Source organism: Pseudomonas sp. GM48 (assembly GCF_000282335.1).
Taxonomy (GTDB): Bacteria; Pseudomonadota; Gammaproteobacteria; order Pseudomonadales; family Pseudomonadaceae; genus Aquipseudomonas.
In genome coordinates this window covers 1-25,894 of the sequence record NZ_AKJM01000134.1, presented here as the reverse complement: position 1 = coordinate 25,894, position 25,894 = coordinate 1, and the positions used below count along the sequence as shown (strand labels likewise).

Genomic DNA, 25,894 nt, shown 5'->3' with positions numbered 1-25,894 from the left:
TTCGCAGAGCATCCAGGGCATGGGGGGACGACAACACTCAAACTTCGCGCGCGGGGTCTGTTGCGACGTGTTCCTTGCTATCCCGCTCGGCGGGATGCACGGCGAGATCGGTTCGATGATCCTTCGGCGGAGCGCCCAACTGCGTTGCAGGCTCTAGCAGCTCACTGGCGCGGCTGCCCAGCAACGAACCGGCCTGAAAGTAGCCCATGACGGTGCTGACGCTGCGGTGTTCGGTCATCGCCATCACTTCGCCGAGTGGCACGCCCTGGCGTCCGGCCTCGGTGACAAACCCCGAGCGCAAACTATGCGCCGCCCAATCCCCCTCCAGTCCGGCCAGTTTCGCCCGGCGCTGCACGATGCGTGCGACCTGATCGGCCGACAGCGCTATAGTCCCGACCTTGCCACCCTTGTACAGTCGACGAAACAGTGGGCCGGTATCGGCGGGAGCCACCGCCAGCCAGGCGGTGAGGGCGTGGGCTGCGGGGCCGCGCAGGGGTTTTTCACGGCGCACGCCGCCGGTCTCGGTCTTGGTCGCGCCCAGGGCATACAGCCAGGTGTCGGCATCCAGCTGGCGCACATCGCTCACCTGCAGGCCCACCACCTCCGAACGCCGCCGGCCGCCGCCACTCCAGGCCAACAGCAACAGGGCGCGGTCGCGAACACCGCGCACGCCGTCGTCGCAGGTGGCGAGCAGCGCCTGCAACGGTTCCAGCACGATCGCGCTCTTCTTGCGCACGTTGACGCCCTGACGCGACTGCGCCTTGCGCGCCTCGCGCAGCAGGGTCTTCAGCGCCGACGCCTCGGTCGGACTGTCCCACTCCTTGATCCGATGCCATTTACCCAACACCGAAAGACGGTGGCTGACCGTATTAAACGCCAGCGGTCCCACCTTAGCCTTAACTCGGGCGGTGACCAGCGCGGCGTCGATTGACGGCGGCAGCAAGTGCGCCCATCCGCCGTTTTCCAACGGCCGGGCCAAGTGGTCCAGGACGAACTGAATCGCTACCGCCGGCGGCAGCGGGGTATTCCCGAGTACCTGGCCGTAACGCAACTGCAGCCACGCCGACCAATAGGCGAGGGCGCTGCGATAACTGCGCACCGTATTGGCCGCCGTACCGGCGGCGATAAAGGCCGCCGCGGCTTCCTGCGCGTTGAGCGCCAAGGCATGCGGATCCAGCGGGGTTTCGTCGACCAAGGGCAACTGGACTGTAATATTTAATACGTTCAACGTATGATAATTCCAATATTCGAAAAATAAGATCGGATAACATTCAATTATCAGACCTAATATACTCGGAGGTGAGGCATGGCAGTAGGGGTGCCGGAAAACGCGGTGTTCGCTGCAGCGGATGCGGTGCTGGCCCGCGGCGAGCGGCCGACGGTCGAGCGGGTGCGTCTGGAGTTGGGCCGCGGCAGCCCGGCGCGGGTCGGTGGCCTGCTCGATCAATGGTGGGGGCAGCTGGCTGAGCGGCTGAGCGGCGAGACCCGTCTGCCGGCCTTGCCGCCCGAGGTGTCGCAAGCCTTTGTCGCGGTGTGGCAGCAAGCCATCCATCTGGCGCAAGGCGTAGTCGAACAGACTATGGATAAGCAGCGTCTGGTGCTGGATGCCGAACGCGAGCGGGTGGCGGCTGTCGAAGACCAGGCGCGTCAGGATGCGGCGCAGTTTCGCCAGCAGGCAGCGGAGGCGGTGACCGGGCGCCAGGCGGTCGAGTTGCGCCTGGCCGACCTGGAGCTATTGCTGACTCAGCGCCAGACGCAGATCGAGGATCTGCTGCAGCAGCGTGAAGATTTGCTGCTCGAGCGCCGTGAAGCCCAGCGGCAGCACCAGACGTTACAGCAGGAGCTGCAGGCGCTGCGGCTCAAGGCCGAGCAGGAACGCGTGGTGCAGGAGAGCTACGTCCGCGGCGTGGAGGATCGTGCGCACCGCGAGGTCGACCGCGCCCGGGAGGAGGGCAAAGCCGTGACGGCCCAATTCAAGGAGGCCGGGCGGCATGTCGAGCAGTTGCAACGGCGGTTGGAGTCGACTCAAAACGAGCTCAGTCAGACCCAGCAACGTGCTGCAGCACAGCAGGCTCGTTCCGAAACGCTGGAGCAGCAACTGACGCAGCTACGTCAGGCTCCCGCGCCCAAGCGTAAGCCAAGATCCCGAAAACCTGCGGCATCAATGTCCAATCCCTGAAGGTAGACGACACCAAGTTTGTGGGAATCCCCGCGGACATCATTGGCGTCCGTTTTAAATTCGATATGGAAGACCCCGATTGGCGCGAGAAAGCCGACCGAGAGATTGTTGAAAAATTGATTGAGAAGCTAACCTGAGAGTTCTCCGACGAGGCCGTGGATATCACTGATGGTCGATTGGAGCCCCAACGGTGATATCAAGAAGGTGACTTGGCCGAACGCTTACCGTTCATATGCTACCGCGTAGGAACGATTCATATGCGAGAAGGCCAATCACCGCTTCACTCAGCTGTGCGCTGTGAACGGCAGCTAACCCAATCCGGCCGTTCAGTTCCGGCATCCAAACGAATGTGTGGTCACTGAGGGAGTCCAGTGAGGCAGGGCAAGGCACTGTGGAGCTAAATGTGACTCGCATAGAGATTGGAGGGTTAAATGACTCGTTCAAGAAACCTAACCCCCATCTCCATTGAGCAAATTGTCTTAATCCTTGATGGTCGGTCCGCAAGATTGACTTGGGGCTTGCTGATCCTGGTCGTCGCTGGTCATTTACGAGGTGCCTATTCCACGGTCTTTTTCATTGGCTGGTCAACGTTCAACAGTTTCTGTCGACTGAGGTGGCTGTTATCAGCGTCGATGTCCACCTCGTTCAGCAGGTCTGATGCGCTTGAGCCGTCCTCGACCCGGTGTAGCCAATACAGCACTGCCTTCTTCATGAACCAATGCGGTGTTCGATCCAGAGTTGCAGCGGCCTGCTTGATCCTCTTTCTGGTTGAAGGGTCGAGCTTGATGCCTGACGTCGATGAGCTCACTCGCATCTTTCTTTCTCAATATCTCAAGAGGCTGTGGTGGCTACCGGGTACGCAGTCGCTTTCGCATTGTAGCGATAGGCAAGCAGCAAGCCGATGTACCAGGTGGGCATCACGTACAGGGCGGTGCGGGTATCCGGTTCCAGTGCAAGAAGGCACAGGACGAACATCAGGAACGCCAGGGAAATCCCTGCCGTGAACTTGCCACCAGGGAGCTTGAAGGTTGAGCGCACGTGGGCTTCGGGGTTGCTGCGGCGGTAGGCGAAGTACGACAGCAGAATCAACGACCAGGTGACGATAACCATGACAGCCGAAATCGTCGAAACCAGGGTGAAGATCACCATGATGTCCGGGATGGCGAATAGCAGCGTCAGCGCAATCGCCATGCAAAGGCCCGAGAACACCAGTGCGCGGGCCGGTGTGCCGGAGCCCGATAGGCGTCCGAAGGCCTGCGGTGCCTGCTTGTTGTGAGACAGGCCGTAGAGCATGCGGGAGCCCGAGTACACGCCGCTGTTGGCCGAGGAGGCCGCCGACGTCATCACTACGAAGTTGATCATCCCAGCGGCAGCCGGCAGGCCGCCCAGCAGGAACAGCTCGACGAAGGGGCTGCGGTTTGCGGGCACGTTGGCCCAGGAGATCACGCTGATGATGCATGCAAGCGCAGTGACGTAGAACAGCAGGATGCGCAGAGGGATGGTGTTGATCGCCTTGGGCAGCGTTTTCTCCGGATTGTGGGCTTCAGCTGCGGCGGTGCCGAGAAGCTCTGTGCCAACGAACGAGAAGATGGCGATCTGGAAACCAGCAAGGAAACCCAAGATGCCATGCGGCATCACGACGCCGGGCGCTACCAGGTGGCTAAAGGACGCGGTTACCCCGGCAGGGGACGTGTAGGACGTGGCCACCATCACCAGCCCGGTGACGACCAGGGCGACGATGGCGATGATTTTGATCAGGCCGAACCAGAACTCCACCTCACCGAAAGCCTTCACGGCCAGCATGTTGAGTACCAGGAGCAGGAACATGGTGCTGAAGGCTGGAATCCATGTGGGTAGGTTTGGATACCAGTATTGAAGAAACCCTGCGACTACCACAACGTCACCGACGGCGACTACCACCCAACTGAGCCAGTACGACCAGGCCAGTATGAATCCTGCGCGTGGCCCGAGGTAATGGTGGACAAGCTCTGCGAACGAGCCCATTTCAAGGTCGGCGAGGAGCATTTCTCCCATCGCCCGCATGATGCAAAAGACGAAGAACCCAATGATCGCGTAGACCAGGATGATTGAGGATCCGGAGAGCGCAATCATCTTCCCTGACCCCATGAAGAGACCCGTGCCGATGGCGCCGCTGATGGCAATCAGCTGAATATGACGATTTTCCAGCCGCCTTTTAAGTGTTCGTCCGTCGCCGTGAGTCGCGTCTTGCGAGTTGCAGGTTTGATGCATAACTGACCTCTTATTTTTTTTGAGAAAACCTCTACCTCCTTCCTTATGGAAGGTGATTTATGTGGGCATAAGTAATGTTGCACCTCATAAAACGGAGGGTTTGGTTAATACGCAGACGAGAAAAGCAAATTCCAGCGCAAGGGCCTGACCAAACTGTCAGGTGATTGAACTCTAGAGACGCGGTGTGCTTGTTACCGTTGTTGGATCCTGCCCCGGTCGCCTAGAAGTGCCCATTTTGCCAGCCATAGTTGTCAACCGGAACGCTACAAAATGTTATGCGCGAAGGCCTGGCTTATCACTTTGCATAGCCTGTGTTGCATTTTGATAAGTCGCGCAAAACAAGGTACGAGTGGCCCAATTCGGACTACATCTTGAAGGTCGACAGCAGGATGCTGGTTTCAGTGTTGTCGATGTACTGAATGGAGCGAATGGTGTTGAGCGCCTTGTCAAAGGCCTCAAGTGTTTCGGCCCGAAGCTCTGCCATCAGGTCCCATCGGCCGTTGGTGGTATGGATGGCGACTACGTTGGGATGCCCCCGTAGTGCGTGTTTGACCTCGGCGGCATGATGGCCACTGATAGCAATACTGGTGATTGCCCTGACCCCTCGCTCTATCGCATCGGACTGAAGGCGGATCGTGTAGCCCATGATGACGCCGCTCTCTTCGAGCTTGGTGAGGCGATTCTGCACAGTGGCCCGAGCGACCCTCAGCTTCTTGGCCAACGTCATAACAGGGGTGCGGGCATTGTCCCGCAGTAGAGCGATGAGCTCCCGATCAATGTTGTCCATGATGCGCACGCTATCCAGATTGCTATTTTCAGTGAGCAAAGTGTCTAGAAAACTGCGAAATCTGGCAACCTGTACGCTTCATTTTGTATCAGCCTTTCATCAGAATTTTGGAGGTGGCAAGAACTCTTACTTGGCGCCCGCTAAGCACTACTTCAAGGCGGGCGCACTTATTTAGGTGCTTAGCAATGACGCATTTCATCGACGTCCCCACGATGTCTGACCTGGTTCATGACATTGGCGTAGTTCAGTTCTTGGGTGAGCTTTCCGAGGTTATTCGCGAAGACTTCAAGCGCTGGCCGGAGTTCGACAAGTCTGCCCGCGTGGCAAGCCATTCAGATGTCGGGGTGATTGAGTTAATGCCCGTGGCGGATCACAGCCAATATGCGTTCAAGTATGTAAACGGCCATCCCTCCAACACCTTCAAAGACCTTCATACCGTGATGGCATTCGGGGTGCTGGCTGATGTCAACACGGGCTACCCCGTGCTGCTTTCTGAGCTGACGATTGCGACGGCTTTGCGTACCGCCGCTACCTCGCTGATGGCCGCCAAAGCACTTGCCCGTCCAGACGCTCGAAAGATGGCGTTGATCGGCAACGGTGCTCAAAGTGAGTTCCAGGCACTGGCCTTCCACAAGCACCTCGGCATCCAGGAGATCGTTGCATACGACACCGATCCTCTCGCGACGGCGAAGCTGATCAGGAATCTCCAGGAGTACCCCGAGCTCAAAATCACCCGTGCGCAGAGTGTTGCCGAGGCGGTACGAGGTGCGGACATCATCACCACCGTCACCGCAGATAAGGCCTACGCGACCATCATCACGCCCGAGATGCTCGAGCCGGGGATGCACCTGAACGCCGTTGGCGGTGACTGCCCGGGTAAAACCGAGCTCCATGCCGACGTCCTTCGCAAGTCCAGGGTCTTTGTGGAGTACGAGCCGCAGACCCGTATTGAAGGCGATATCCAGCAGCTTGAAGCTGACTCGCCCGTCGTCGACCTATGGCGTGTTCTCACGGGTGATCAGGAAGGCCGCCAGAGCGTAGAGCAGGTCACGGTGTTTGACTCCGTGGGCTTCGCTCTCGAAGACTATTCGGTTCTGCGTTACGTGCTTCAACAGGCTGAAAAACGTGGGATGGGTACGAAGATTGATCTCGTTCCGTGGGTAGAGGACGACCCGAAAGACCTGTTCAGCCACACCCGTGGCCGCGCCGCCAAAAAACGCATTCGACGCGTTGCATAACTCTAAAATCAGTCCCCTATATCGGTATTTCTTGATGGCATTTCCAACGCGTTCGATTCAAGCGCCCGCTGCAGTAGTGATGGTCAGGCCACACGCCTTCACCCCTAACCCGGAAACGGCTGCAGATAACTCCTTCCAGAGCTCAAATTCTGATATCGCTGCGCATGCCCTTTCTGAGGTTGCGCGTGATGAGGTCACTCAGGCCGCAGAGCGGCTGGAAGCTGAGGGTGTGCGGGTTCATCTCTTTGATGACTTCGGTGAGAAAAACACCCCGGACTCCGTCTTCCCGAACAACTGGTTCTCGACCCACCCAGGTGGTCACATCGCGATCTACTCGATGTACTCACCGAACCGCCGTCGGGAGAGGCGCGCCGATGTCATCGAGATGCTCAAGCAGGAGTACCGGGTTCAGGACGTGATCGACTACTCGGGCCTTGAACAGGATGAGCTGTTCCTTGAGGGCACCGGAGCCATGGTGTTCGATCACATGTCCAGGGTGGCGTACACGGCTCGCTCGAACCGAGCTGATCCGATTGCCCTGGAGCGGTTCAGCACCCACTTCAACTTCGAGCCCATGGTGTTCGACACGGCGGACGAGAAAGGGGTGCCGATCTATCACACCAACGTCTTGATGTGTGTCGCGACTGAATTCGCCCTGGTGGGTTTCGGCACATTCACGAAAAAGGCTCGTGCTGAAGAGGTTCGTATGCGTTTGATGGAGTCAGGTCGAGATGTCATCGATCTGACCAACCAACAGATCAACGAGTTTGCCGGCAACGCAATCGAGCTCTCTGGTCGAGACGGTCGAATCCTGGCCCTCTCGCGCAGAGCCTTCAACAGCCTCACGGCAGAGCAGCGTCAACGTATCGAGCGGTCGGCCAGGTTAGTGCCGTTGGACGTTCCGACCATTGAAATGGCCGGAGGCTCTGTTCGCTGCATGATCGCAGGTATCCACCTGTCTCCTCGAAAGTAACCTCAACGAGACGTACATCATCCCCACCCTTGTCAGGTGGTGATGATGGTCTTTAGCTTGCGGAGCTGTCGAGGCCTTGGAGCGTGTTCGCGACGTTGATGCTCAAGGTCATTCGCGCACAGGGGCCAACCGAGCGCTTCAGTCGAGCCAATCGTGTGGGGCTTGAAAAAGGCGATTTGCTGCGTCTGGTCACTGCCAACGGCGGTGGTTGGGGGCAGGCAAAAGCGCGGAGCCTGGAGGCTATCCAGGATGATGTAAAAAACCAATACATCTCGGTCGAACAAGCCCGGCGCTACTATCCCGAGCAGTAGTCATCGGCATAGCTGAACCGGAGCTTGTGAGTGACAGCGCCGGCAACGGAATCGGTATGAGAGGTGCTTGCCAGGGACGGCAGTGCTTCTCTACTACTGAAGGAAACTCGATTACTCATTCGCGTCTCGCTCTTTCGACTCCAGACCGGGTTCCCCACGGACGGCGCCGTACCTTGCCAACGTTCATGGCCTGGCAGTGACTTGTGAGTTCGACAAACTGTCCTACCCACAACAGCAGTCGATAATGCCCTGAAAGCTTCGGCATCTGGCTCGGGTGGGCATTCATCGCAAGCGGCAAAAACAACTCCAACATGGCCATACAACATGCACCCGTTACGACTAAGCCTGCACAACGAACTACACGCGCGCCCGTCACTGTATTTCGATGAGCCGGCCCATGTGTTTCATCTGGCCTTCCTCGGCAGCGATCAGGCGTGCAATGCATTCCTTGAACAATGCTGCCCTGGCACCCTCGACCTGAATGCCGCCCAAGGTATTACCCGACTCGATGGCCATGCACTGAAATGGGAGCGCCATGCCGAGTTTTTCACCCTGACACTGGTGGTCACTTCATCCTCTGATGACTTGTCCTGGACAACGCTGCCCGAGGTGCTGGCGTCAAAGGTCGAAGTGCATTTGCCGGCCCTGATCAACTCGGTGCAGATTGTAGTGCGTGGTGAAACCGGCCTGGATCTGTCCCGGTACGGCTTCAAGGATCCGAGCGGTTCGTGCGTGGGGGGTGGCGATGCCATGGTCTGGAGTGATTTTCGCCTGAGCGAGGAGGGCAACAACCACATGTTGTTCGTCAACCGGCGCCTGAATGCCTACCGCCAGGGCCGGATGATACGCCGCCTGCTGGAAATCGAGACCTACAGGATGATGGCCTCGTTATCCTTGACCATGGCCAAAGACTTGAGCGCGCAGCTCGATGTTTTCGACAAGACCCTGGTCACCCTTTCCGAACGGAACGCCGACCCGGACGGCAGTAATGCGAAACCCCTGCTTGCGGATATTTCCAACCTTTCTGCTCAAGTGGTGAGCAGCGCTGCGAAAACCCGGCACCGCTTCAGTGCCACGCAAGCCTATGCGCAATTGGTGTTCGAACGTTTGGGGGAGCTGCGGGAAAGTCACGTAGGTGATTGCCAACGCCTGGGCGTATTTATCGAGCGCCGCTTCAAACCTACCGTCAGGTACTGCACCGCCACCGAACAGCGCCTGGAGCACCTGGCCGAAAGCGTGGCCAATCTGGGCGATCTGTTACAAGCACGGGTTCAGGTCGAAATGGAGGAACAGAACTCGGAAATCCTGAAAAGCCTGAATGCTCGCGCCGATGCCCAGATCAAGATCCAGCGCGCAGTGGAGGGGCTGTCGATTATTGCCATTACCTACTACCTGCTCAGCTTGCTCAAGCTGGGTTACTCAGGGGTTCACCTGCTTGGCGTTGAGGTGACCCCGCGAGAGGCCATGCTGGTAATGGCGCCGCTCGCGATCGGTATTCTCGCGTTGATTGTGCTTCGCATCAAGAAAGTCAAAGAGCATTGAGACGATGACCGTGCAGTCTTAATTTACCAGTGCATATGGTCTTAAACACCCGGGAAAGCACACACATTATTGAATGTCGCTGAGTGACTGCTTATGGTTGTGGATTGAACCGGTCGACGCAACAGATTGGCTAAATCGTTCAGCGGGTTTAGTCGATTTTGTTGGTGCCAACGTGGTGTTCGTGAAGATACGCGTCGCTCCTTAGCCGTCGTACACTGCTTCTGCGTTACACAGAACTAGCAGCCGGAGAAACAAATCGCTGGATAAACAGGTCTCACTGACCGATCCAGGTGCCCACTCCATGTTGACTCGCGGCACCGGAATCGTTGGCTACATTACAAGCAACCAATCACTGAACACGCAGTACGGATGCTATTGACTCTCCGGCTTCAAGGCGATCCAGCAGACCGGGTTCTGCACGATCACTGGCCAGTGCCTGGTCGATGACTGCGGCAAGTGCCTGACTGTCGAGTATCAGTAAGCCGTTATCGTCACCCAGCACCAGATCACCCGGGTTCACCTGAACCCCGCCGCACTGGACCGGGACATTCAAGCGGCTCTCGGCGTTGCCGTGCAGCTTGGTGGTCAGCAGGTTGGTACCGCGGGCGAAAATGGGCAGTCCGGCTTCGCGCAGTTCAAGGATATCGGTCACCAGGCCATCGACCACGATGGCTCTGGCGCCTCGCGCTTGAGCCGCACAGGCGGTGACCGTACCGACGCAGGCGTGACGTCGATCACCGTTCATGTCAATCACCAGCACGTCGCCGTCTTGCAGGCTTGCCAAGGCGCGGTTGACGGCAATGGCATCGGCATCGATGACGCTCAGCGTCACGGCACGACCTACCACCTTGACGGCGCTCAGCATGGAGCGAATCTCGGTGCTGACAAAGCCGTCTTCGAGCAGATGCCCGAGGGTGGCGAAGCTGACCTGATGGAGCTTTTCAAGCAATTGAGTAGAGGCGTTCATGGCTTACCTCTGCGGCGCGCAGTCAATGAGTTCGGCCACGCAATCTATTTCCAGTGCCACCCCCCAGAGTGCCACGCAGACTGTGGTGCGTGCCGGCGGCGCATGGCCGAGCACCTCGGTATAGACCCGGTTGAAGGGCTCCAGTTGAGCAGGATCGGTGAGATAGCCGTTAACCTTGATCACGTGATCGAAGTCCGAGCCTGCCGCGATCAGGATGGCTTCCAGGTTGCGCAAGGTCTGGCGCACTTGCTCTTCGAAGCCTTCGGGTTGCTGGTCCAGTCCGCCTGTGGCGGGTATTTGACCGGCAGTGAACACCAGATGGCCGCTGACCACTGCCTGGGAGTAAGGACCGACCGGACCGATTGTGCCGGGTGCTGCCTGGATACGTTTCATGTATGAACCTCGCTGAGAATAGAGGCCCGCCGACCCGGCATGGGCGGCGGGCCGGTGAATCAGAACAATGCCAGGGTGTAGCTGACGATCAGACGGTTCTGGTCCTGATTGGCGTCGGCTTCGGAGTGCAGAACGCCATAGCGCCAACCGAAACCCAGGCCTGTGAACGTGCCGTCCTGGATAACGTAATCCAGGGCCAGGTCACGCTCCCATTCCTGCTGATCGCTACCAGAAGTGGTCTTGATCTGGCTGCCTTTGAGATAAACCATCGACGCGCGAAGGCCCGGTACGCCCGAGGCGGCGAAGTCATAGGCGTACTGGCCGAACCAGGTGCGTTCGCCGGCCCGGTTGAAGCTGGTGAGCATGCGGTCGGTGAACAGATACAGGCTTGCGCCACCGGCCCCTTTGTCCACCAGGGATCCCTGGTTGAGCTGGACGAAGTTGCTGCCGTCGGAAACGCTCTGGTAACCGCCGGTCAACGCGTGGCCACCAAGGCTGTAGGTGAAGAGGGCGCTCCAGGTGCGGTTGTCGATTTCACCGGCACCGTTTCGGCTATAGCCACCGACCCGGAAACCGTCAGCCCGCCCGCTGGCCGTGCTGTTGGCGCCGTCGGAAGATGTATCGAAGTAGCGCAGGTCGGTCTTCAACGACTGGCCTTCGCCCAGTGCGAGCACATGCTGCAGTCCGAAAAAGTGCTGGGTGTAGTAGTCCTCGAGATTGGCCAGGTAATACTGTGCGATCAGGTCTTTAGTGACTTTGTAGTCGGCACCGGCGAAGAGAAACCGGTTGCTCTCCTGACGCCCACCGCTGACCGCCAACCCGGTGCTATCACTGGAACCACGCCCGGTAGCGTGCTCCAGACGGCCGGCGGTCAAGGTCAGCTTGTCGAGATCGCTGCTGGTAATCTGGCCGCCTTCAAAGGTCTGTGGCAACAGGCGACCGTCGTTCGCTATCAGGATCGGCAGCTTGGGCGTCAGCGTGCCGTAACGCATTTCGGTCTTGTTCAAACGGGCTTTGGCGGTCATGCCCAGACGGCTCCATTCATCGGCAGCGCCATCACCATCAGTCGGGATCATCGAGCTGCCGCGATGGCGGCCCTGGCCGCTGTCCAGTGTCAGCCCCACCAGCCCCAGCGCATCGACGCCGAACCCGAGGGTGCCGTCGGTGAAACCGGAGGTGTAATTGAGCATGAGCCCCTGCGCCCATTCCTCGGTCTTGCTCTGACCGGCACTGCCGGGCCGGTCGCGGTAGTCGTTGTTGAAGTAGAAGTTACGCAGGCCCAGTGTGGCCTTGCTGTCGCTAATGAAATCAGCCGAAGCGACCTGGCTCAGGGTCAAAAGGCAAGCGCCGGCGCTCATGCCAAAAAGGTGCAGGGTTTTTTCCATGGTGTACGAATCCAGAGGGTGCGTGAATGGCAGCAGGATCAAGTGCAGGTGGATTTATTTTTGTTGTGGGTCACTTGGTGCTATTCAGCCCGCCCAGCGCTCAAGTCGCGCTTGAAGGTTTCGGTCAGCAGCAGCAGGGCAATCAGGGAGATGACCGCAGAGCCGACCAGGTACCAGGCCACTGACGAGCCTTTGCCGGTCATCGCCAGCAGGGCCGTGGTCACGATAGGCGTGGCCGCGCTGCCCAGCAGCCCGGAAAGCATGTAAGCCACCGATAGGCCGGAATAACGCACACGGGTGCCGAACAGTTCGGCGAGGAAGGTTGCGATGGGCCCGTAGTTGGCGGCGAACGCGGTCATCAACAGGCCATAGCCGAGAAACACCAGTGGCAGCTCGCGAGTATCCATCAGCCAGAACATCGGGAAAGCGACCAGCGCTTCACCGACGATACCGGCGATGATCACCGGCTTGCGGCCGAAGCGGTCGGACAGTGCGCCGAAGGCTGGCAAGAGCACGATGCACAGCGCGCAGGAGGCCAGTACCACGCTGAGCATGATGGTGCGGCTGAAGCCCAGGGTCTGGGTTCCATAGGTCAGGCCAAAGGCGACAATGATGTTGAAAGATGCGCCGGTCGACATGGTTGCCACGCCGCCGAGCAGGACTTGCTTCCAGTATTTGCTGAAGACTTCGGCCAGCGGCAGCTTGATTTGCGGCTCGCAGGTTTTGGCCTTGTGGAACGCAGGGGTTTCGGTGATGTTGAGGCGGATGTACAGGCCCACGGCAATCAGCAGCACGCTGGCCAGGAACGGGATGCGCCAGCCCCAGGCAAGCATGTCTTCAGCGGGCAGCAGCCAGGCGATCGCGAGGAAGGCCAGGTTGGCAATCATGGTACCGGCCGGTACGCCGATCTGTACCCATGAGCCATACAAGCCACGCTGGTTGGCGGGGGCATGCTCGACGGCCATCAACACCGCACCACCCCATTCACCGCCCAGGGCCAGGCCTTGAATGATCCGCAGGGTCAACAGCAGGATCGGTGCCCAGATGCCAATGCTGGCGTAATCCGGTAACAGACCGATGGCAAAGGTTGCCGCGCCCATGGTCAATAGCGAAATCAGCAGCATCGATTTGCGCCCAAGCTTGTCGCCATAGTGGCCGAACAAGGCAGCTCCGACGATGCGCGCACCATAAGCCGAAGCAAAGGTGCCGAACGCCAGAAGGGTGCCGATCAAGGCATCGAACGCCGGAAAGAAGATCTTGTTGAACACCAGTGCCGAAGCCGTGGCGAAAACAAACAGGTCGTACCATTCCACCGTGGTGCCAATGACGCTGGCGACGGCGACTTTTTTCATGTTGACGCTGGGTTCGACCGTCAGGGTAGCGGTCTGGATGCACGCGGAGCTGTTCATGCCTTTTTTCTCCAAGTTGAGCGTCGGGCTCAGTGGATTGATTTATTGGTTGGCAGTGTGAGTAACGGTGATGCTGTAGCTCGAGATCGGTTTTATTGTTTTTCAGGCACAAGCGGGTCCTGCCTCCGAGGTCGTGTGGATGACGCGACCTCAGAGGTTCGGTGTTGCTTACATAATCAGTCGCTCAGATGCCGAGCTCGCTGCAGTACCGCATTGAGCAATACGTCGCAGCCCATGCGGACATCGTCAGGCAAGGCGTCTTCGGCTTCGTTGTGGCTCAGGCCACCGACACAGGGAATGAAAACCATCGTGGTCGGGCAATGCCTGGCGAGGTGGATGGCGTCATGCCCGGCACCGCTGACGATGTCTTGATGGGGGTAACCCAGCAACTGGACTGCCGAACGCACGGCAGCCACGCAATCGGCATCGAAGGGTGTCGCGGGGCTGAGCCAGTGACGACTGATCGCCAGACTCAAACCGCGCTTGTCAGCCACGATTTGCAAACGCTCGTATACGGCTTGCTCCATTGCGGCAATCTGCTGGTCTTCGTGGTGGCGCAGGTCGACAGTAAAGTTGATCCGGCCAGGGATGGTATTGCGCGATGACTTGGCTATCTCCAGCTGGCCCACTGTGACCAGCCCCTTGGGCGCGAAGTCTCTGGCGATGGATTCCAGCACGCTGGCCATTTCCGCGACGCCGAACAGGGCATCCTTGCGCAACGGCATGGGTGTGGTGCCGGCGTGGGCACTGACACCGCCAACCTGTACATCCAGCCAGCAGATCGCCTGGCCACCGGTGACGACACCCACCGGCAGGCCGTTGTCTTCCAGGATTGGGCCTTGTTCGATATGGGCTTCGAAGTAAGAATCGAAGGCTCGCTGCAGGGGCAGTTCACCACTCTGGCCTATATCGGTCAGGGCCTCAGCGACGCTGATGCCATTGGCATCACGGGCATCCAATGCCGTTTGCAACGGCAGAATGCCAGTGAACACCGCCGAGCCGAACATGGCCGGAGTAAAGCGCGCACCTTCCTCGTTGGTCCACACGGCAATTTCGATGGGCCGGCGGGTTTCGATGCCTTGTTCATTCAGGCAACGCACCACTTCCAGTCCGCTCAGCACGCCGTAGATACCATCGAAGCGGCCACCTTTTGGCTGGGTGTCCAAGTGGCTGCCCATGACGATTGGCGGCAGGCTGTTGTCCTGGCCTTCGCGGCGGGCGAAAAGGTTGCCAATGGCGTCGAACGCGATACTCAGGCCGGCCTCACGGCACCAGCCCATGAACAACTCGCGACCGGCCAGGTCTTCCCTGGAAAGGGCCAGGCGACAGTTGCCACCGCGCTCGGTGGCACCAACTTTGGCCATGTCCATCAGGCTGCTCCACAGGCGCTCACCGTTGACCTTGGATACTTTCATCATTCACCTCTTGTCGCGTGTCTTAATAGCCCAGGGACGTATCGACCAGGTTGTTCAGGGGTTCGCCTCGCGCCAGCCGGCGCGCGTTTTCGGCGATCTGGCTGGCAATGCAGTCGTGGGACGCCGCCGAGGCCATGTGTGGCGTAACGATTACCCCGGGCATACACCACAGGCGATCATCGACCGGTAGGGGTTCATGCTCGAAGACGTCGAGCACAGCGCCGCGCAGCTGACCGCTGCTCAATGCCTGTTGTAGATCGTCAATGCGTACGTGCTGACCGCGACCGCAGTTGACGATCACCGCACCAGGCGCCAGGGCCTCGAAGGTTTCAGTGCAGAGAATGCCCTGGGTAGCCGGGGTCAACGGCAGCAGGTTGATCAATAGATCGAGGCCTTGGAGAAAGCCGCTGAACTCCCGATCGCCGCTGTGGCAGACCACGTTGGGTATGTTTTTGACACTGCGCGCCCAGCCGCGGACGCTGTAGCCGGCACTGGCCAGGTCTTCGGCAATGGCTGCGCCCAGCGAACCCAGGCCCATCACACCAACCTTGAAGTCCTTGGCCTGAATCTGTATCGGGCGCTGCCAGTGCTGGTCAGGTTGTTGCTGCAAGACCTGATCGAAACGCCGGTGATAGTGAATCACCGCCCAGCGTACGTACTCGGTCATGCCTTGGCGGTGCGCGGGATCGACCACTCGGCACACGGTCAAATTCGGGCAGCTGGGATCAGTGTGCAAATGATCGACACCCGCGGCGACCGAATGCACCAGTTGCAGATTGGGCAGCGCGCCCAAACTGTTGGCCGGCGGGAACCAACATGCGGCGACTTGTGCTTCACTGGCGACCGGGTCATCGGCCAGTACCACCCGTATGTCCGGCGCCTGACGGGCAAAGGCCGCCTGGAGCTGGCCGAGCAGGATGCTGTCGCGCGACAGCAGTACGATCGTGTTCATGAGCAATAGGACTCGCGCTGGTCTTCAATCAAGGTCAAGGCGGCATTCCAGCTCAGGCCCATGATCTCCTCGGCTTCGTCGCGGCCGAACTGTTCTGCAGTGTGTTGGCAGACTTCTTCGCTGGGGTAGACCAACTGGCTGCCACCGGCCAGCGCCGCGACCTGCGCCTGGCAGGCGCGCTCCAGGAAGTGGATTTCGTGGAAGGCTTCAGCCACGTTGCCTCCGGCTGCCAGCAGGCCATGGTTACGCAGGATCATGGCCTTGTGTGGCCCCAGGTCGGCGACCAGTCGTTCACGCTCGGCCAGCGACAGCGCAATGCCTTCATAGGTGTGATAAGCCAATTTGCCGTAGAACTTCAGCGCATGCTGGCTGATCGGCAGCAAGCCTTGCTCCTGGGCGGCGACGGCCATACCGGCTGCGGTATGGGTATGCACCACGCAGTTGAGATCCGGGCGGGCCATGTGGATCGCCGAATGAATCACGAAGCCTGCGGCATTGACACGAGTACGCTCGTTCGCACCGCCCACCACCTGACCGTACTGGTCTATGCGCACCAGGTCGCTGGCTTTCATGCGATCGAAGATCACGCCGTAGCGGTTGATCAGGAAGTGGTGTTCAGGGCCTGGAATGCGCAGGGTGATGTGGGTGTCGATCAGGTCGGTCATGCGAAAGTACGCAACCAGTCGATACAGTGCGGCCAGCTCGCAGCGTGCCTTCCACTCGGTGGGGTCGAAGTTGTCGGGTGTGTACATATGAGTTCCTTGTTAATGCGCAAATTGGTTTGCGGTAACGGTGGCTGGCCAAGAGGGTGCCGCCCCATTCATCACCCACCGAAATGCCCTGGATGACGCGTAGCTCTGGCGCCTTCGTGCTTTATCTCGTAGCCTCTATAATTAAGCAATTTGCTAATTCTTAAGCGCTGATTAAGCCACGCTAATAATGGACATCAAGATGAGCAGCAAAAACTCAAATGAAGAGCTGATGCAGGCTAGATGGGGAGGGCGGCGTTTCCTCAACGATCGTCTGGATTGGAATTTATTGCGCACGTATCTGGCGATTGGCCAGGAAGGGAGCATCAGCCGTGCTGCGGCGCGGTTGTTCATCACCCAATCGGCCGTTAGCCAATCGCTCAAGCGGCTGGAAGAGCAGTTGGAGTGCGCCTTGATTTCGCGCAAGGGACCACGCTTCGATCTCACTGAGGCAGGAGAAGAAATACTGCGAATTGCCGAAGAGATGTATGGCAACGTGTCGCGCATCGGCTCGGCCATCGAAGGCCCCCAGGATGATGTGGTGGGTAAGGTGCGTCTGCTCTCGATCAGTCGGGTGCAATCGACGGTCTATGATGATTTTCTCGCGAATTTTCATCTCAATCATCCGCGTGTGGAGTTGGAAATAGAGGTTCTGCGCAGCTCCGACATTCTCAGTTCGCTGATGCAGAAGACCGCCACCGTTGGTGTCGGTTTATGTCGTATCGCTCAACCCAAGCTTGAGCAACGTTGTCTGATACGTCAGCGATATGCCTTCTTTTGCGGAAAACGGCATCGCTTTTTTGGCGTACGGGGCCTCGATCTGGCTGAGCTGCAAGGGGAAAATTTTGTCAGCTTCACGAGCGACCAGATTGGCGGCAATCTTTCGCCGCTTACCGTGTTTCGTGACCAACAGGGCTTCACCGGCAAGATCGTCGCTTCGTCATCAAACTTTGAAGAAATCCGCAGGTTGGTGATCGCAGGATTTGGTATCGGCTGTTTGCCGGAGCACCTGCTCGATGTTGACCTGTACAACGGCATGCTCTGGCGCCTGCCGCCCAGGGACGGTGTCTCCGATGTGGACATTCACTTGCTGTGGAACCGCGAGCAAAAAATGACCCATGCAGAAACCGTATTTCTTGAAAGTTTCCAGCATGCCATTGCAGTTGCAGAGCAATCCGTCGATCAAGAACCCGGCAAGTAAGACTGACTGTTTGATTGGCATCATCGGTGATTGGGGTCTGCGCATTGCGACCCACACCGGTGATCAGTCACCTCGCATCGCACCCGATCTAAACTCAAAATAAATTACTGACGTCACCATTCTTGTGGCTTGACAGCCGCTCTTAAAGTCATATAGCTTGAAATCGTATACTTTCTACCGAGTGGAGAAGCTGATGACACGTCTAAGAGTTCTTTTCGCATCTACCGCAGCAGCCCTAGGGCTTTCATTGGCAGTTTCTGCACCGGTACAGGCCGATACCTTGTCGAAAATTCGAGAGCGGGGAGTGCTTGTCTGTGGTGTGCACCCTGGCCTGGTCGGCTTTGGTGCGCCCAACAGTGCGGGTGATTGGCAGGGGTTCGATGCGGATTTCTGCAAAGCATTTGCGGCGGCGATATTCGAGAAGCCGAAAGTCAAGTTCGTCCCGCTGTCCGATCAGGCACGTTTCACGGCGCTGCAGAATGGTGAAGTGGATGTCCTCTCCCGGAACAGCACCTGGACCCTGACGCGCGATACCACGATGGGGCTGCAATTTCCGGTGGTGGATTTCTTCGACGGCCAAGGCTTTCTGATCAACAAGAAACTGGGCGTCACCAAAGCGGCAGAACTCGATGGCGCTACGGTCTGCATTCAGCAGGGCACAACCAGCGAGTATGTAGTTCGCAATTTCTTCGATAAGTTGAAGATCACCTTCAAACCTGTGGTGATCGAAAGCGGGACTGAGTTTTTCTCGGCCTTTTTCGCAAGCCGCTGCGATGTAATCACCAGCGATGTGTCGCAATTGGCGGTTATCCGGCTCAACTCGGGCAACCCTGAAAACTACGCCATCCTTCCTGATGTGATCTCGAAATCGCCAATGGGTCCGGTCGTCCGGGGCGATGACAAGCACTTTGCAGACCTCGTCAAGTGGACAGTCTTCGCAACCTTTACTGCAGAAGAACTGGGTATCACCAAAGAAAACGTTAAACAAATGCTCACCAGTAACAACGAGGACATCCGGCGCCTTCTGGGTGTAACGCCTGGTGTAGGGGCAGGGTTGGGTCTCAAGGATGACTGGGTGATCAATGTCATCTCCGCGGTAGGCAACTACAAAGAAATCTTCGAGCGCAACGTGGGTGCAAACACGCCCTTGCAGATGAAGCGTGGCCAGAATTCGCTGTGGTCGGACGGTGGTCTGCTGTACGCCCCGCTTTTCTGATCCGTGATGTGAATGGCTCAAACGCCGCATAGATGGCGAATCAGAAACGAGAGGTGAAGGTCATGTCGGCAAGAGATGGCGCAGTTAAACACCAACACCGGGCAGTCACGGTATTGGTCCAGCTTGTAGTACTCACGGCTGTCGTGATTGCGGTTTGGTATTTCGGGCACGTGATCAACGAGCGCCTTACACAGAAAGGGATCAATACCGGGTTCAGCTTTCTGTGGACTCGCGCCGGCTTCGACCTCAGTGAAAGCATGATTGCTTTCAGCGGTGACAAGTCATATGCGTACGCCTTGCTCGCGGGGTTTTCAAACACGTTGAAAGTGGCGCTCTGCGCCATTGTGTTCTCCGTGCTGATCGGGGTATTGGCGGCGCTGGCTCAGTTATCCAAATTCGGCCTGGCCAGACGAATTGCCAAAGTGTATGTCTCGACGATCCGCAATACGCCGCTGCTGCTGCAGTTGTTCTTCTGGTTCGCTGTTTTTACTTACGGTTTACCGGTAGTCCGGGAGGCTCTGGAACCGGTACCGGGCCTATTCATCAGCAATCGCGGGATCAATTTCCCGTGGCCGACCCCCTTTGCATTGACGGCGATTGTCGCGATCTTTTGCACCCTCGTGGCGTTTCTCTTGAGAAGCGTGAGGACCGGTGGCAGCGCACTGAAAAATCCGGGTGCCTTACTGATACTCCTGAGCCTGATTGCTTTTGTGTCCACGGCCTATGCCCTGTGGTCCGGGCAAATGACATTTGAGTGGCCCACGGCAAGCAAGTTTTCAATCGGCGGCGGCGGGCATTTTTCTCCCGAGTTCATGAGTATGTTCATCGGGCTCTCGGTGTACACGGGCACTTATATAGCCGAAGCGATCCGTGGGGCGGTGCAGTCCATTGCCCAGGGACAGATTGCAGCAGGTTATGCGCTAGGCCTGACGCACTTTGGCGTGCTGCGTTACATCGTGATGCCACAAGCGTTCCGGATCGCGATGCCGGCGGTAGTCAGTGAACTACTGAACCTGATGAAAAACAGTTCGCTCGGTGTTGCCGTGGGATACCCGGAACTGGTCTCGGCGGGAAATACCGCCATGAATCAAACGGGGCAGGCCATCGAATTGATCAGCATTTTCATGCTGGTTTACGTCACGGTAAACATTATTACGACGCGGGTAATCGGTCTTTGGGAGAAACATTATGTCTGGTGATCTGAATAATGGTGTCCAAGTGTCGATTCCCGCCCCCTTGACGCTAATCCAGCGCCTGAAAGGCCTGGGCTCAGGCATGCCAAGCCGGATTGTGCTCGGCGCACTGTTTCTTTGGGGCGTCGTCTTGGTTGGCCCAGGTATCTTCAAATGGTTGTTGCTTGATGCAACCTTCAGCGGCGATGCCGCGCTATGCCACCAGAACGGAGGCGCTTGCTGGGCGTTCATCGGCACCAAACTCAATCTCATCCTCTTCGGGGCCTATCCTCCCGAGTCGCTTTGGCGTCCGATCACCTTCGTTGCATTGATCGCGGCGGTTGCGCTCTGGTGTTTGTTTCGGGTTCGTCATCACACAACAGCCATTGTTCTGTGGGTACTGGCCGCGTTGATTGGTTATCTATTGATGAGTGGCGGACTGTTCGGTCTTGAGTCAGTGGATCGTGCGCGTTGGGGTGGACTGCCGATCACCCTGCTGATCAGCATTGCCGGCCTTGTTTGCGCGTTCCCTTTGGGTGTGCTGCTGGCGTTGGGTTGTCGGTCGCAGATGCCGCTTGTCTCTGTTCCCTGCCGGCTTTATGTGGATCTGATTCGCAGTGTTCCGGCGATCACCATTGTCTTCATGACCTTTGCCATCATTCCATTGATACTTCCGGACGAGCTTATTTTCGACAAGCTTTTTCGGGCAGGTATCGGTCTCTCGCTGTTCACCGCCGCTTACTTTTCCGAAGCCTTGCGCGGTGCCCTGCAAGCACTTCCAGTCGGTCAGCGCCAAGCGTCGGCAAGTTTGGGGTTCGGCTATTGGGGCAGTCATGCCTACGTGATCTTGCCGCAAGTCATCGCCCATTCGCTGCAACCGATTGCCAACATCGCCATCGCGTTCGTCAAGAACAGTTCGCTGTTGATGATCATCGGACTTTTCGATTTGCTTGGATCGGCAAGATCAAGCCTTTATGACGAAAACTGGCAAGGGTTCTACAAGGAGCTCTATCTGTTTGTCGGTGTCATCTACTTCGTTATCTGCATGTATATCCAACACTACGTCGCGTCGATTGAACGTGAGCGTAGGGCCCGCCTGTATCAATAATGGATGCCTCCATGAAAGAAATAATCGAAGTACCGTTTTTATCTGACGCGCTCAGGCGTTTGAATACACCGACCTCTTTGCTGATTCGCTCGGGTTCGATGCTTTATACCTGTGGCCTGCCGCCACTCGATCCGCTGACCGGGAATATTGTTCGAGGCACGATTGCTGAACAGACTCACGCTGTATTGCAGGTGATGAAAGTTGTTCTTGAATCGGCAGGGTCCTGCCTCGATAACGTCGTGAAAACCACGATCTTCGTGACCGATCCATCGATGATGGATGAGGTGAACGCCGTGTATCGCGAGTACTTCCCTGAAAACCCACCTGTCCGGTCATTCGTTGCAGTCAAGCCCTGGCCATTTCCGTTTGATATTGAAATCGATGTCGTCGCCCATCATTAGAAAACGGAAGTGGCGGGTTGTATTTTGTAAGAACTAACAGTTCTCTTGGTCGCTACAATCTAATTAACTGGTTGTTTTAATAATCTTCCCCATGAACTCGAACTGAGTTGTTTCGACGTTTAAGGTTTTCTGTCAGATGCTCGATGAAGGAATGTATTCGATGAATAATGACATTGCCGTACTTGATTCAACTCAAGTGGCCAAACTGATCGGTCGGATTGATGTGTTGTCCGCAATGCGTCGTATGTTCCTGGCGTTGGGACAGGAAAAGGCTGTGCAACCTCCACAACTGCGCAATCCGTTTCCCAACGGGCAAGGCAACTTTATCAGCTACCTTGGAACGCTTGCCGAGGAGCGGGTCTTTGGTGCAAAGCTCTCACCCTATATCCCGCGTCCGGAAGGGGCCCTGGTGACGGCCTGGACGTTGATGATGTCGATGGATGACGGACAACCACGCTTGCTCTGTGATTCGGGGCAATTGACAGCTGAGCGAACAGCGGGCACGACAGCGCTCGCCGTCGATTTACTTGCGCCCTCGCAGGTCAGCAAACTGGCCGTAGTGGGAGTAGGGCGGCTGGGTCAAGCGCATGTCCGGCATGTTTCGGCATTGCGCGAGTGGGGGGATATCAGGTTGTACGCACCCAACATTGACGCTCTGCCAGTGTCCGAGCAGCAGGCACTCCGGGACCTCGATCCGCGCGTCAGCATTCATACCGAGCTGGCCAGTGCCGTTGATGATGCAGATGTCATCCTGCTGTGCACCTCGGCCGGTCATACGGTGCTTGACCCTGCAGTGCTGAAAAAGCCTGCGCTGATCACGTCCATTTGTACCAATGCCCCACTGGCGCACGAAGTACCTCCTGAATCCCTGCTGAACATGAGCGTCTATTGCGATTACCGGGCTACAACGCCCGACAGTGCAGGGGAAATGCGCTTGGCAAAAGACCAGCATGGCTGGCTGCCCGAGAGTATTTACGGGGATTTGCCCGAACTGATGACGGGGGCCGCCCGACTTCCCGATCCCGAGCGCCATACCTTCTTCCGCTCAATCGGACTGGGGCTGGAGGATATCGCCATTGCCAATGAGCTTTATCAGTTGCATATGAAGAACAACTGAGTAGAGGCTTAGAAGTCGTTCTGCCTATTTCAGCGTAATAATAAGCCGGGGGATGGAAACATCCCCCGGCTTATATTCGGGAGGGTGCCATGGCAGCTGTTACCGATACGCTTAAGCTGTTTCTCTGCGGCGACGTCATGACTGCCCGCGGCATTGACGCGGTACTGCCGCATCCTGGCGATCCGCGGCTTTACGAAACTTACGTCAAGAATGCTGGCGATTACGTCCGGCTGGCAGAACGAGTCAATGGTTCGATTCCCCGCCCGGTCGATTTCACCTATGTCTGGGGCGCTGCGCTGGATGAGTTCGAACTTCGCCAGCCACACGCACGCATCATCAATCTGGAAACTGCGGTGTCCCGCCGCGGACGACCGGAGCCAAAGGGCATCAATTACCGCATGAGCCCGGAGAACTTCCCGGCCATCAGCGCAGCCGGCATCGACTGCTGCGTGCTGGCCAACAACCATGTGCTGGACTGGGGGGCTGCCGGCCTGGCCGATACGCTGGAGACCCTGGCGAGCAATGGTATGTGCAGCGCCGGCGCCGGGCACAACCGGCAATCTGCCGAAGCGCCCGCCGTGTTGCTGCAGCCTGGCGGGCGGCGCTTGCTGGTGTTTGGCCTCGGCGCACCCGACAGCGGCATTGCGTCGGACTGGGCCGCCACGGATAAGGGCGCGGGCGTCGCGCGGCTGGAGGATCTGTCGATGCAAAGCCTGCGCAATGTGGCCAAACGGATTCTCGTGGGCAAAAAACCGCGGGATCTGGTGGTCGCCTCCATTCACTGGGGCGGCAACTGGGGGTTCGATATCCCGCGCGAGCAGCTCCGGTTCGCCCATGCCTTGATCGACGAGGCCGGAGTTGACGTGGTGCACGGGCATTCCTCGCACCATGTCAAAGGCATCGAGGTGTACCGCGAACACCTGATTCTCTATGGCTGCGGTGATCTTCTGAACGATTACGAAGGCATCGAGGGCTACTCAGCCTTTCGCGGCGACCTGGGGCTTCTATATTTTGCCTCGCTGGACCCGGGCGGGCACCTGCAGTCGCTGGACCTGATACCCACCCGGCTGTGTCGCTTTCGCATCTGTCGCGCTGAAGGGGATGACCGTCAATGGCTGCACGACACCCTTTCTCGCGAGTGCGCACGCTTGGGCAGCCGCATCCAGCCGGGCGCGAAAAATGCCTTTGAGTTGCGTTGGTGAGCCCCCTGGCGACTCCGCGTGATCAATGTTGCAGGATCTTCGAGAGAAAGTCCTTGGCACGCGGGGAGCGTGCTTCGGGGGTGCCAAAGAACTCTTCTTTTTTACAGTCTTCAATGATTTTCCCTGCGTCCATGAAAATCACACGGTCACTGACCTTCCTGGCGAAGCCCATTTCGTGGGTGACACACATCATGGTCATGCCCTCGTTTGCCAGTTTTATCATCACGTCCAAAACCTCGCCGACCATTTCCGGGTCCAGGGCCGAGGTAGGTTCGTCAAACAGCATCACGATCGGGTCCATGGATAATGCACGAGCAATTGCCACACGCTGCTGCTGACCGCCTGAGAGCTGCCCCGGGAACTTGTCCTTGTGGGCGCTCAGGCCAACACGATCGAGCATTTTCAGTCCACGCTTGAGCGCCTCGTCCTGGCCACGGCCCAGCACCTTCATCTGGGCGAGCGTCAGGTTTTGCGTCACGGACAGGTGCGGAAACAGCTCGAAGTGTTGAAACACCATGCCGACCCGGCTGCGTAGCTTGGGCAGGTTGGTTTTCGGGTCCGAGAGGCTGATACCGTCGACGACAATTTCGCCTTTCTGGAAAGGCTCCAGTGCATTTACCGTCTTGATCAGCGTTGATTTGCCAGAGCCGGAAGGGCCGCACACCACGACGACTTCACTCTTTTGAATGGCGGTAGAGCAGTCGCTCAGTACCTGAAAGTTACCGTACCACTTGGAAACATTTTTTATGTTGATCACGGTGGTTGTCCTGATGTGGTTGCAGATGGCGCAAGAGGGACGAGGACCTGATCGCAAACGGCTAACCAGGGTGCATTAGTCTCTTCCTACTGTAGAAAGTATACGATTATTGATTCGCCAACGACAACAACAAAGCGATGAATCAGGCTCTTATTTCAGATGAATGGGGAGAGGGGTTGGACTGCTGCTTGAGGGGGGACCAGGCTGCGGATGCCGTCCTTGTTCGTTTTCGTATAATCGTATACCGTCGTGCACAACGATGTTGTTACTCGTATCTGCCAAACCCAGACACGCCTTTAAATCGCTCCTGGCCACTTAGTGTCATATGTCTAACCAATCACCACTGAAATACATTGCAGGTCTGATTCCGCTGGCACGTGTGTCCGCACCGCAATTTGTTGCGGCCGTTATCAGGGAAGCCATCGTCACCGGCGCGCTTTCCGGTAGCGAACCTTTGCGTCAGGACCTGATCGCAACAGAACTCAACACCAGCAAGGTGCCGGTTCGCGAAGCGTTACGTGAGCTTGAAGGTCAGGGACTGGTGCAGTTCCTGCCAAACCGTGGCTTCATGGTGACGCAGCCCTCCCTGCATGAAATGAACGAGTGCTTTGAATTACGGGCGGTTCTAGAGCCGTTGGCCGTCCGCCATTCGGTACCGCTCTCGACACCCGAGCAACTTGATGCTGTCGAGCGCATCATCGATGAGTTCGAGAAGGTTCATGATCCTCTCCTGAGCAGTCAGTGGAACCTCACGCTGCATACGGCGCTTTATGCACCTGCGCAAATGAAACACCTGGAAAATATGATCATCCGAGCGCACACCATCGCGCAGCGATACACGCATATCTACATGCAGCTGCGCTCGGCGGGGATTGATAGCCAGGACGAGCATCGTGCGATCCTCGCGGCATACCGGGCAAAAGATGTGGAGGCGGCCGTTTTGTTGATGACAACGCATCTCAAGCAAGCGTCGGATGAGGCGGCTGAGTACCTGAAGGACCACTTTGAGCAAAACTGATCGGGGACTCGGGGCATTTAGAGCTCATGCCGGCTAACGTGCGAAAGCTCGTGTCTGAAGGCAAAAAAGAAGGTGCCCGCGCACCTGATGCCAATCAGTTAAGCGGTAACGCGATCTGTAGCAGCTGCCGAGCCCGCGAGGCTGCGTTCGGC

The 25,894-nt window shown here is 57.7% G+C and carries 25 protein-coding genes; 13 read left to right on the top strand and 12 right to left on the bottom strand.

What is annotated here, in order from left to right; all coding sequences use genetic code 11:
* Nucleotides 1-37 precede the first annotated feature (37 nt).
* The gene (locus PMI28_RS04490; protein WP_007991077.1) at nucleotides 38-1,228 is read right to left on the bottom strand and encodes a site-specific integrase; all 1,191 of its coding nucleotides are present in this window, start codon (nucleotides 1,226-1,228) and stop codon (nucleotides 38-40) included.
* Nucleotides 1,229-1,306: 78 nt separating this feature from the next.
* On the opposite strand from PMI28_RS04490, the gene PMI28_RS04495 reads away from it, so the two are divergent.
* Complete coding sequence (locus PMI28_RS04495) at nucleotides 1,307-2,179, top strand: DNA-binding protein (protein WP_007991075.1); 873 nt, start codon at nucleotides 1,307-1,309, stop codon at nucleotides 2,177-2,179.
* A gap of 556 nt (nucleotides 2,180-2,735) precedes the next feature.
* Here the strand turns inward: PMI28_RS04495 and PMI28_RS0128895 are convergent.
* From PMI28_RS0128895 to PMI28_RS04505, 3 genes are all read right to left on the bottom strand, one after another.
* On the bottom strand, nucleotides 2,736-2,987 hold the full coding sequence (locus PMI28_RS0128895; protein ID WP_033063575.1) for a transcriptional regulator: 252 nt from the start codon (nucleotides 2,985-2,987) through the stop codon (nucleotides 2,736-2,738).
* Between the two features lie 23 nt (nucleotides 2,988-3,010).
* Complete coding sequence (locus PMI28_RS04500) at nucleotides 3,011-4,429, bottom strand: amino acid permease (RefSeq protein WP_007991071.1); 1,419 nt, start codon at nucleotides 4,427-4,429, stop codon at nucleotides 3,011-3,013.
* Nucleotides 4,430-4,793: 364 nt separating this feature from the next.
* On the bottom strand, nucleotides 4,794-5,216 hold the full coding sequence (locus PMI28_RS04505) for an Lrp/AsnC family transcriptional regulator (protein ID WP_007991069.1): 423 nt from the start codon (nucleotides 5,214-5,216) through the stop codon (nucleotides 4,794-4,796).
* A gap of 185 nt (nucleotides 5,217-5,401) precedes the next feature.
* Here PMI28_RS04505 and PMI28_RS04510 point away from each other — a divergent pair, with 185 nt between their 5' ends.
* The 4 genes from PMI28_RS04510 (at nucleotide 5,402) to PMI28_RS04525 (ending at nucleotide 9,280) form a co-directional block, all read left to right on the top strand.
* Nucleotides 5,402-6,454, top strand: coding sequence for an ornithine cyclodeaminase (locus PMI28_RS04510; protein ID WP_007991068.1), 1,053 nt, complete (start codon nucleotides 5,402-5,404; stop codon nucleotides 6,452-6,454).
* 34 nt (nucleotides 6,455-6,488) lie between these two features.
* Nucleotides 6,489-7,427 carry a citrulline utilization hydrolase CtlX gene (ctlX, locus tag PMI28_RS04515; RefSeq protein WP_050548708.1) on the top strand — a complete coding sequence of 313 codons (939 nt, stop codon included), beginning with the start codon at nucleotides 6,489-6,491 and terminating at the stop codon, nucleotides 7,425-7,427.
* An 83-nt stretch (nucleotides 7,428-7,510) separates the two neighbouring features.
* Nucleotides 7,511-7,738 carry a hypothetical protein gene (locus PMI28_RS04520; protein WP_007991066.1) on the top strand — a complete coding sequence of 76 codons (228 nt, stop codon included), beginning with the start codon at nucleotides 7,511-7,513 and terminating at the stop codon, nucleotides 7,736-7,738.
* A 324-nt stretch (nucleotides 7,739-8,062) separates the two neighbouring features.
* Nucleotides 8,063-9,280: a DUF3422 domain-containing protein gene (locus PMI28_RS04525; RefSeq protein WP_007991065.1), complete on the top strand. Its 1,218-nt coding sequence runs from the start codon at nucleotides 8,063-8,065 to the stop codon at nucleotides 9,278-9,280.
* A gap of 349 nt (nucleotides 9,281-9,629) precedes the next feature.
* Here PMI28_RS04525 and PMI28_RS04530 read toward each other — a convergent pair whose 3' ends face one another.
* The 7 genes from PMI28_RS04530 to PMI28_RS04560 form a co-directional block, all read right to left on the bottom strand.
* The gene (locus PMI28_RS04530; RefSeq protein ID WP_007991064.1) at nucleotides 9,630-10,247 is read right to left on the bottom strand and encodes an RraA family protein; all 618 of its coding nucleotides are present in this window, start codon (nucleotides 10,245-10,247) and stop codon (nucleotides 9,630-9,632) included.
* A 3-nt stretch (nucleotides 10,248-10,250) separates the two neighbouring features.
* A complete protein-coding gene (locus tag PMI28_RS04535) occupies nucleotides 10,251-10,640 on the bottom strand; it encodes a RidA family protein (RefSeq protein ID WP_007991063.1) in 390 nt (129 codons plus the stop codon).
* Nucleotides 10,641-10,699: 59 nt separating this feature from the next.
* Nucleotides 10,700-12,025 (bottom strand): OprD family porin, encoded by a 1,326-nt coding sequence (locus PMI28_RS04540; RefSeq protein WP_007991062.1) that lies wholly within the window; start codon nucleotides 12,023-12,025, stop codon nucleotides 10,700-10,702.
* 80 nt (nucleotides 12,026-12,105) lie between these two features.
* Nucleotides 12,106-13,434: an MFS transporter gene (locus PMI28_RS04545; protein WP_007991061.1), complete on the bottom strand. Its 1,329-nt coding sequence runs from the start codon at nucleotides 13,432-13,434 to the stop codon at nucleotides 12,106-12,108.
* A 176-nt stretch (nucleotides 13,435-13,610) separates the two neighbouring features.
* Nucleotides 13,611-14,849, bottom strand: a complete 1,239-nt coding sequence (locus tag PMI28_RS04550) for a Zn-dependent hydrolase (protein ID WP_007991060.1) — start codon at nucleotides 14,847-14,849, stop codon at nucleotides 13,611-13,613.
* 22 nt (nucleotides 14,850-14,871) lie between these two features.
* The gene (locus PMI28_RS04555; protein WP_007991059.1) at nucleotides 14,872-15,801 is read right to left on the bottom strand and encodes a 2-hydroxyacid dehydrogenase; all 930 of its coding nucleotides are present in this window, start codon (nucleotides 15,799-15,801) and stop codon (nucleotides 14,872-14,874) included.
* Nucleotides 15,798-16,553, bottom strand: coding sequence for a class II aldolase/adducin family protein (locus PMI28_RS04560; RefSeq protein ID WP_007991058.1), 756 nt, complete (start codon nucleotides 16,551-16,553; stop codon nucleotides 15,798-15,800). The genes PMI28_RS04555 and PMI28_RS04560 overlap by 4 nt, the downstream gene beginning before the upstream one ends.
* Before the next feature lie 199 nt (nucleotides 16,554-16,752).
* Between PMI28_RS04560 and PMI28_RS04565 the strand changes: the two genes are divergently transcribed.
* From PMI28_RS04565 to PMI28_RS04595, 7 genes are all read left to right on the top strand, one after another.
* A complete protein-coding gene (locus PMI28_RS04565; protein ID WP_007991056.1) occupies nucleotides 16,753-17,751 on the top strand; it encodes a LysR family transcriptional regulator in 999 nt (332 codons plus the stop codon).
* Between the two features lie 193 nt (nucleotides 17,752-17,944).
* Nucleotides 17,945-18,967, top strand: a complete 1,023-nt coding sequence (locus PMI28_RS04570; protein WP_007991054.1) for an amino acid ABC transporter substrate-binding protein — start codon at nucleotides 17,945-17,947, stop codon at nucleotides 18,965-18,967.
* A 62-nt stretch (nucleotides 18,968-19,029) separates the two neighbouring features.
* A complete protein-coding gene (locus tag PMI28_RS04575; RefSeq protein ID WP_007991052.1) occupies nucleotides 19,030-20,166 on the top strand; it encodes an ABC transporter permease subunit in 1,137 nt (378 codons plus the stop codon).
* Nucleotides 20,156-21,247 (top strand): amino acid ABC transporter permease, encoded by a 1,092-nt coding sequence (locus PMI28_RS04580; protein WP_007991050.1) that lies wholly within the window; start codon nucleotides 20,156-20,158, stop codon nucleotides 21,245-21,247. The genes PMI28_RS04575 and PMI28_RS04580 overlap by 11 nt, the downstream gene beginning before the upstream one ends.
* An 11-nt stretch (nucleotides 21,248-21,258) precedes the next feature.
* Nucleotides 21,259-21,648 (top strand): RidA family protein, encoded by a 390-nt coding sequence (locus PMI28_RS04585; protein WP_007991048.1) that lies wholly within the window; start codon nucleotides 21,259-21,261, stop codon nucleotides 21,646-21,648.
* A gap of 160 nt (nucleotides 21,649-21,808) precedes the next feature.
* On the top strand, nucleotides 21,809-22,765 hold the full coding sequence (locus PMI28_RS04590) for an ornithine cyclodeaminase family protein (RefSeq protein WP_007991046.1): 957 nt from the start codon (nucleotides 21,809-21,811) through the stop codon (nucleotides 22,763-22,765).
* Between the two features lie 89 nt (nucleotides 22,766-22,854).
* The gene (locus PMI28_RS04595) at nucleotides 22,855-23,967 is read left to right on the top strand and encodes a CapA family protein (RefSeq protein WP_007991044.1); all 1,113 of its coding nucleotides are present in this window, start codon (nucleotides 22,855-22,857) and stop codon (nucleotides 23,965-23,967) included.
* A gap of 22 nt (nucleotides 23,968-23,989) precedes the next feature.
* On the opposite strand, the gene PMI28_RS04600 is transcribed toward PMI28_RS04595, so the two are convergent.
* Nucleotides 23,990-24,724 carry an amino acid ABC transporter ATP-binding protein gene (locus PMI28_RS04600; RefSeq protein WP_007991043.1) on the bottom strand — a complete coding sequence of 245 codons (735 nt, stop codon included), beginning with the start codon at nucleotides 24,722-24,724 and terminating at the stop codon, nucleotides 23,990-23,992.
* Nucleotides 24,725-25,049: 325 nt separating this feature from the next.
* On the opposite strand from PMI28_RS04600, the gene PMI28_RS04605 reads away from it, so the two are divergent.
* A complete protein-coding gene (locus PMI28_RS04605) occupies nucleotides 25,050-25,742 on the top strand; it encodes a GntR family transcriptional regulator (protein ID WP_007991041.1) in 693 nt (230 codons plus the stop codon).
* Nucleotides 25,743-25,894 lie beyond the last annotated feature (152 nt).

Excerpts from the sequence above, each read along its gene's own strand:
- PMI28_RS04495 (WP_007991075.1), top strand. The coding sequence starts at position 1,307 with ATGGCAGTAGGGGTGCCGGAAAACGCGGTGTTCGCTGCAGCGGATGCG.
- PMI28_RS04500 (WP_007991071.1), bottom strand. The coding sequence starts at position 4,429 with ATGCATCAAACCTGCAACTCGCAAGACGCGACTCACGGCGACGGACGA.
- PMI28_RS04505 (WP_007991069.1), bottom strand. The coding sequence starts at position 5,216 with ATGGACAACATTGATCGGGAGCTCATCGCTCTACTGCGGGACAATGCC.
- PMI28_RS04510 (WP_007991068.1), top strand. The coding sequence starts at position 5,402 with ATGACGCATTTCATCGACGTCCCCACGATGTCTGACCTGGTTCATGAC.
- ctlX (WP_050548708.1), top strand. The coding sequence starts at position 6,489 with ATGGCATTTCCAACGCGTTCGATTCAAGCGCCCGCTGCAGTAGTGATG.
- PMI28_RS04525 (WP_007991065.1), top strand. The coding sequence starts at position 8,063 with ATGCACCCGTTACGACTAAGCCTGCACAACGAACTACACGCGCGCCCG.
- PMI28_RS04530 (WP_007991064.1), bottom strand. The coding sequence starts at position 10,247 with ATGAACGCCTCTACTCAATTGCTTGAAAAGCTCCATCAGGTCAGCTTC.
- PMI28_RS04535 (WP_007991063.1), bottom strand. The coding sequence starts at position 10,640 with ATGAAACGTATCCAGGCAGCACCCGGCACAATCGGTCCGGTCGGTCCT.
- PMI28_RS04540 (WP_007991062.1), bottom strand. The coding sequence starts at position 12,025 with ATGGAAAAAACCCTGCACCTTTTTGGCATGAGCGCCGGCGCTTGCCTT.
- PMI28_RS04545 (WP_007991061.1), bottom strand. The coding sequence starts at position 13,434 with ATGAACAGCTCCGCGTGCATCCAGACCGCTACCCTGACGGTCGAACCC.
- PMI28_RS04550 (WP_007991060.1), bottom strand. The coding sequence starts at position 14,849 with ATGAAAGTATCCAAGGTCAACGGTGAGCGCCTGTGGAGCAGCCTGATG.
- PMI28_RS04555 (WP_007991059.1), bottom strand. The coding sequence starts at position 15,801 with ATGAACACGATCGTACTGCTGTCGCGCGACAGCATCCTGCTCGGCCAG.
- PMI28_RS04560 (WP_007991058.1), bottom strand. The coding sequence starts at position 16,553 with ATGTACACACCCGACAACTTCGACCCCACCGAGTGGAAGGCACGCTGC.
- PMI28_RS04565 (WP_007991056.1), top strand. The coding sequence starts at position 16,753 with ATGAGCAGCAAAAACTCAAATGAAGAGCTGATGCAGGCTAGATGGGGA.
- PMI28_RS04570 (WP_007991054.1), top strand. The coding sequence starts at position 17,945 with ATGACACGTCTAAGAGTTCTTTTCGCATCTACCGCAGCAGCCCTAGGG.
- PMI28_RS04575 (WP_007991052.1), top strand. The coding sequence starts at position 19,030 with ATGTCGGCAAGAGATGGCGCAGTTAAACACCAACACCGGGCAGTCACG.
- PMI28_RS04580 (WP_007991050.1), top strand. The coding sequence starts at position 20,156 with ATGTCTGGTGATCTGAATAATGGTGTCCAAGTGTCGATTCCCGCCCCC.
- PMI28_RS04585 (WP_007991048.1), top strand. The coding sequence starts at position 21,259 with ATGAAAGAAATAATCGAAGTACCGTTTTTATCTGACGCGCTCAGGCGT.
- PMI28_RS04590 (WP_007991046.1), top strand. The coding sequence starts at position 21,809 with ATGAATAATGACATTGCCGTACTTGATTCAACTCAAGTGGCCAAACTG.
- PMI28_RS04595 (WP_007991044.1), top strand. The coding sequence starts at position 22,855 with ATGGCAGCTGTTACCGATACGCTTAAGCTGTTTCTCTGCGGCGACGTC.
- PMI28_RS04605 (WP_007991041.1), top strand. The coding sequence starts at position 25,050 with ATGTCTAACCAATCACCACTGAAATACATTGCAGGTCTGATTCCGCTG.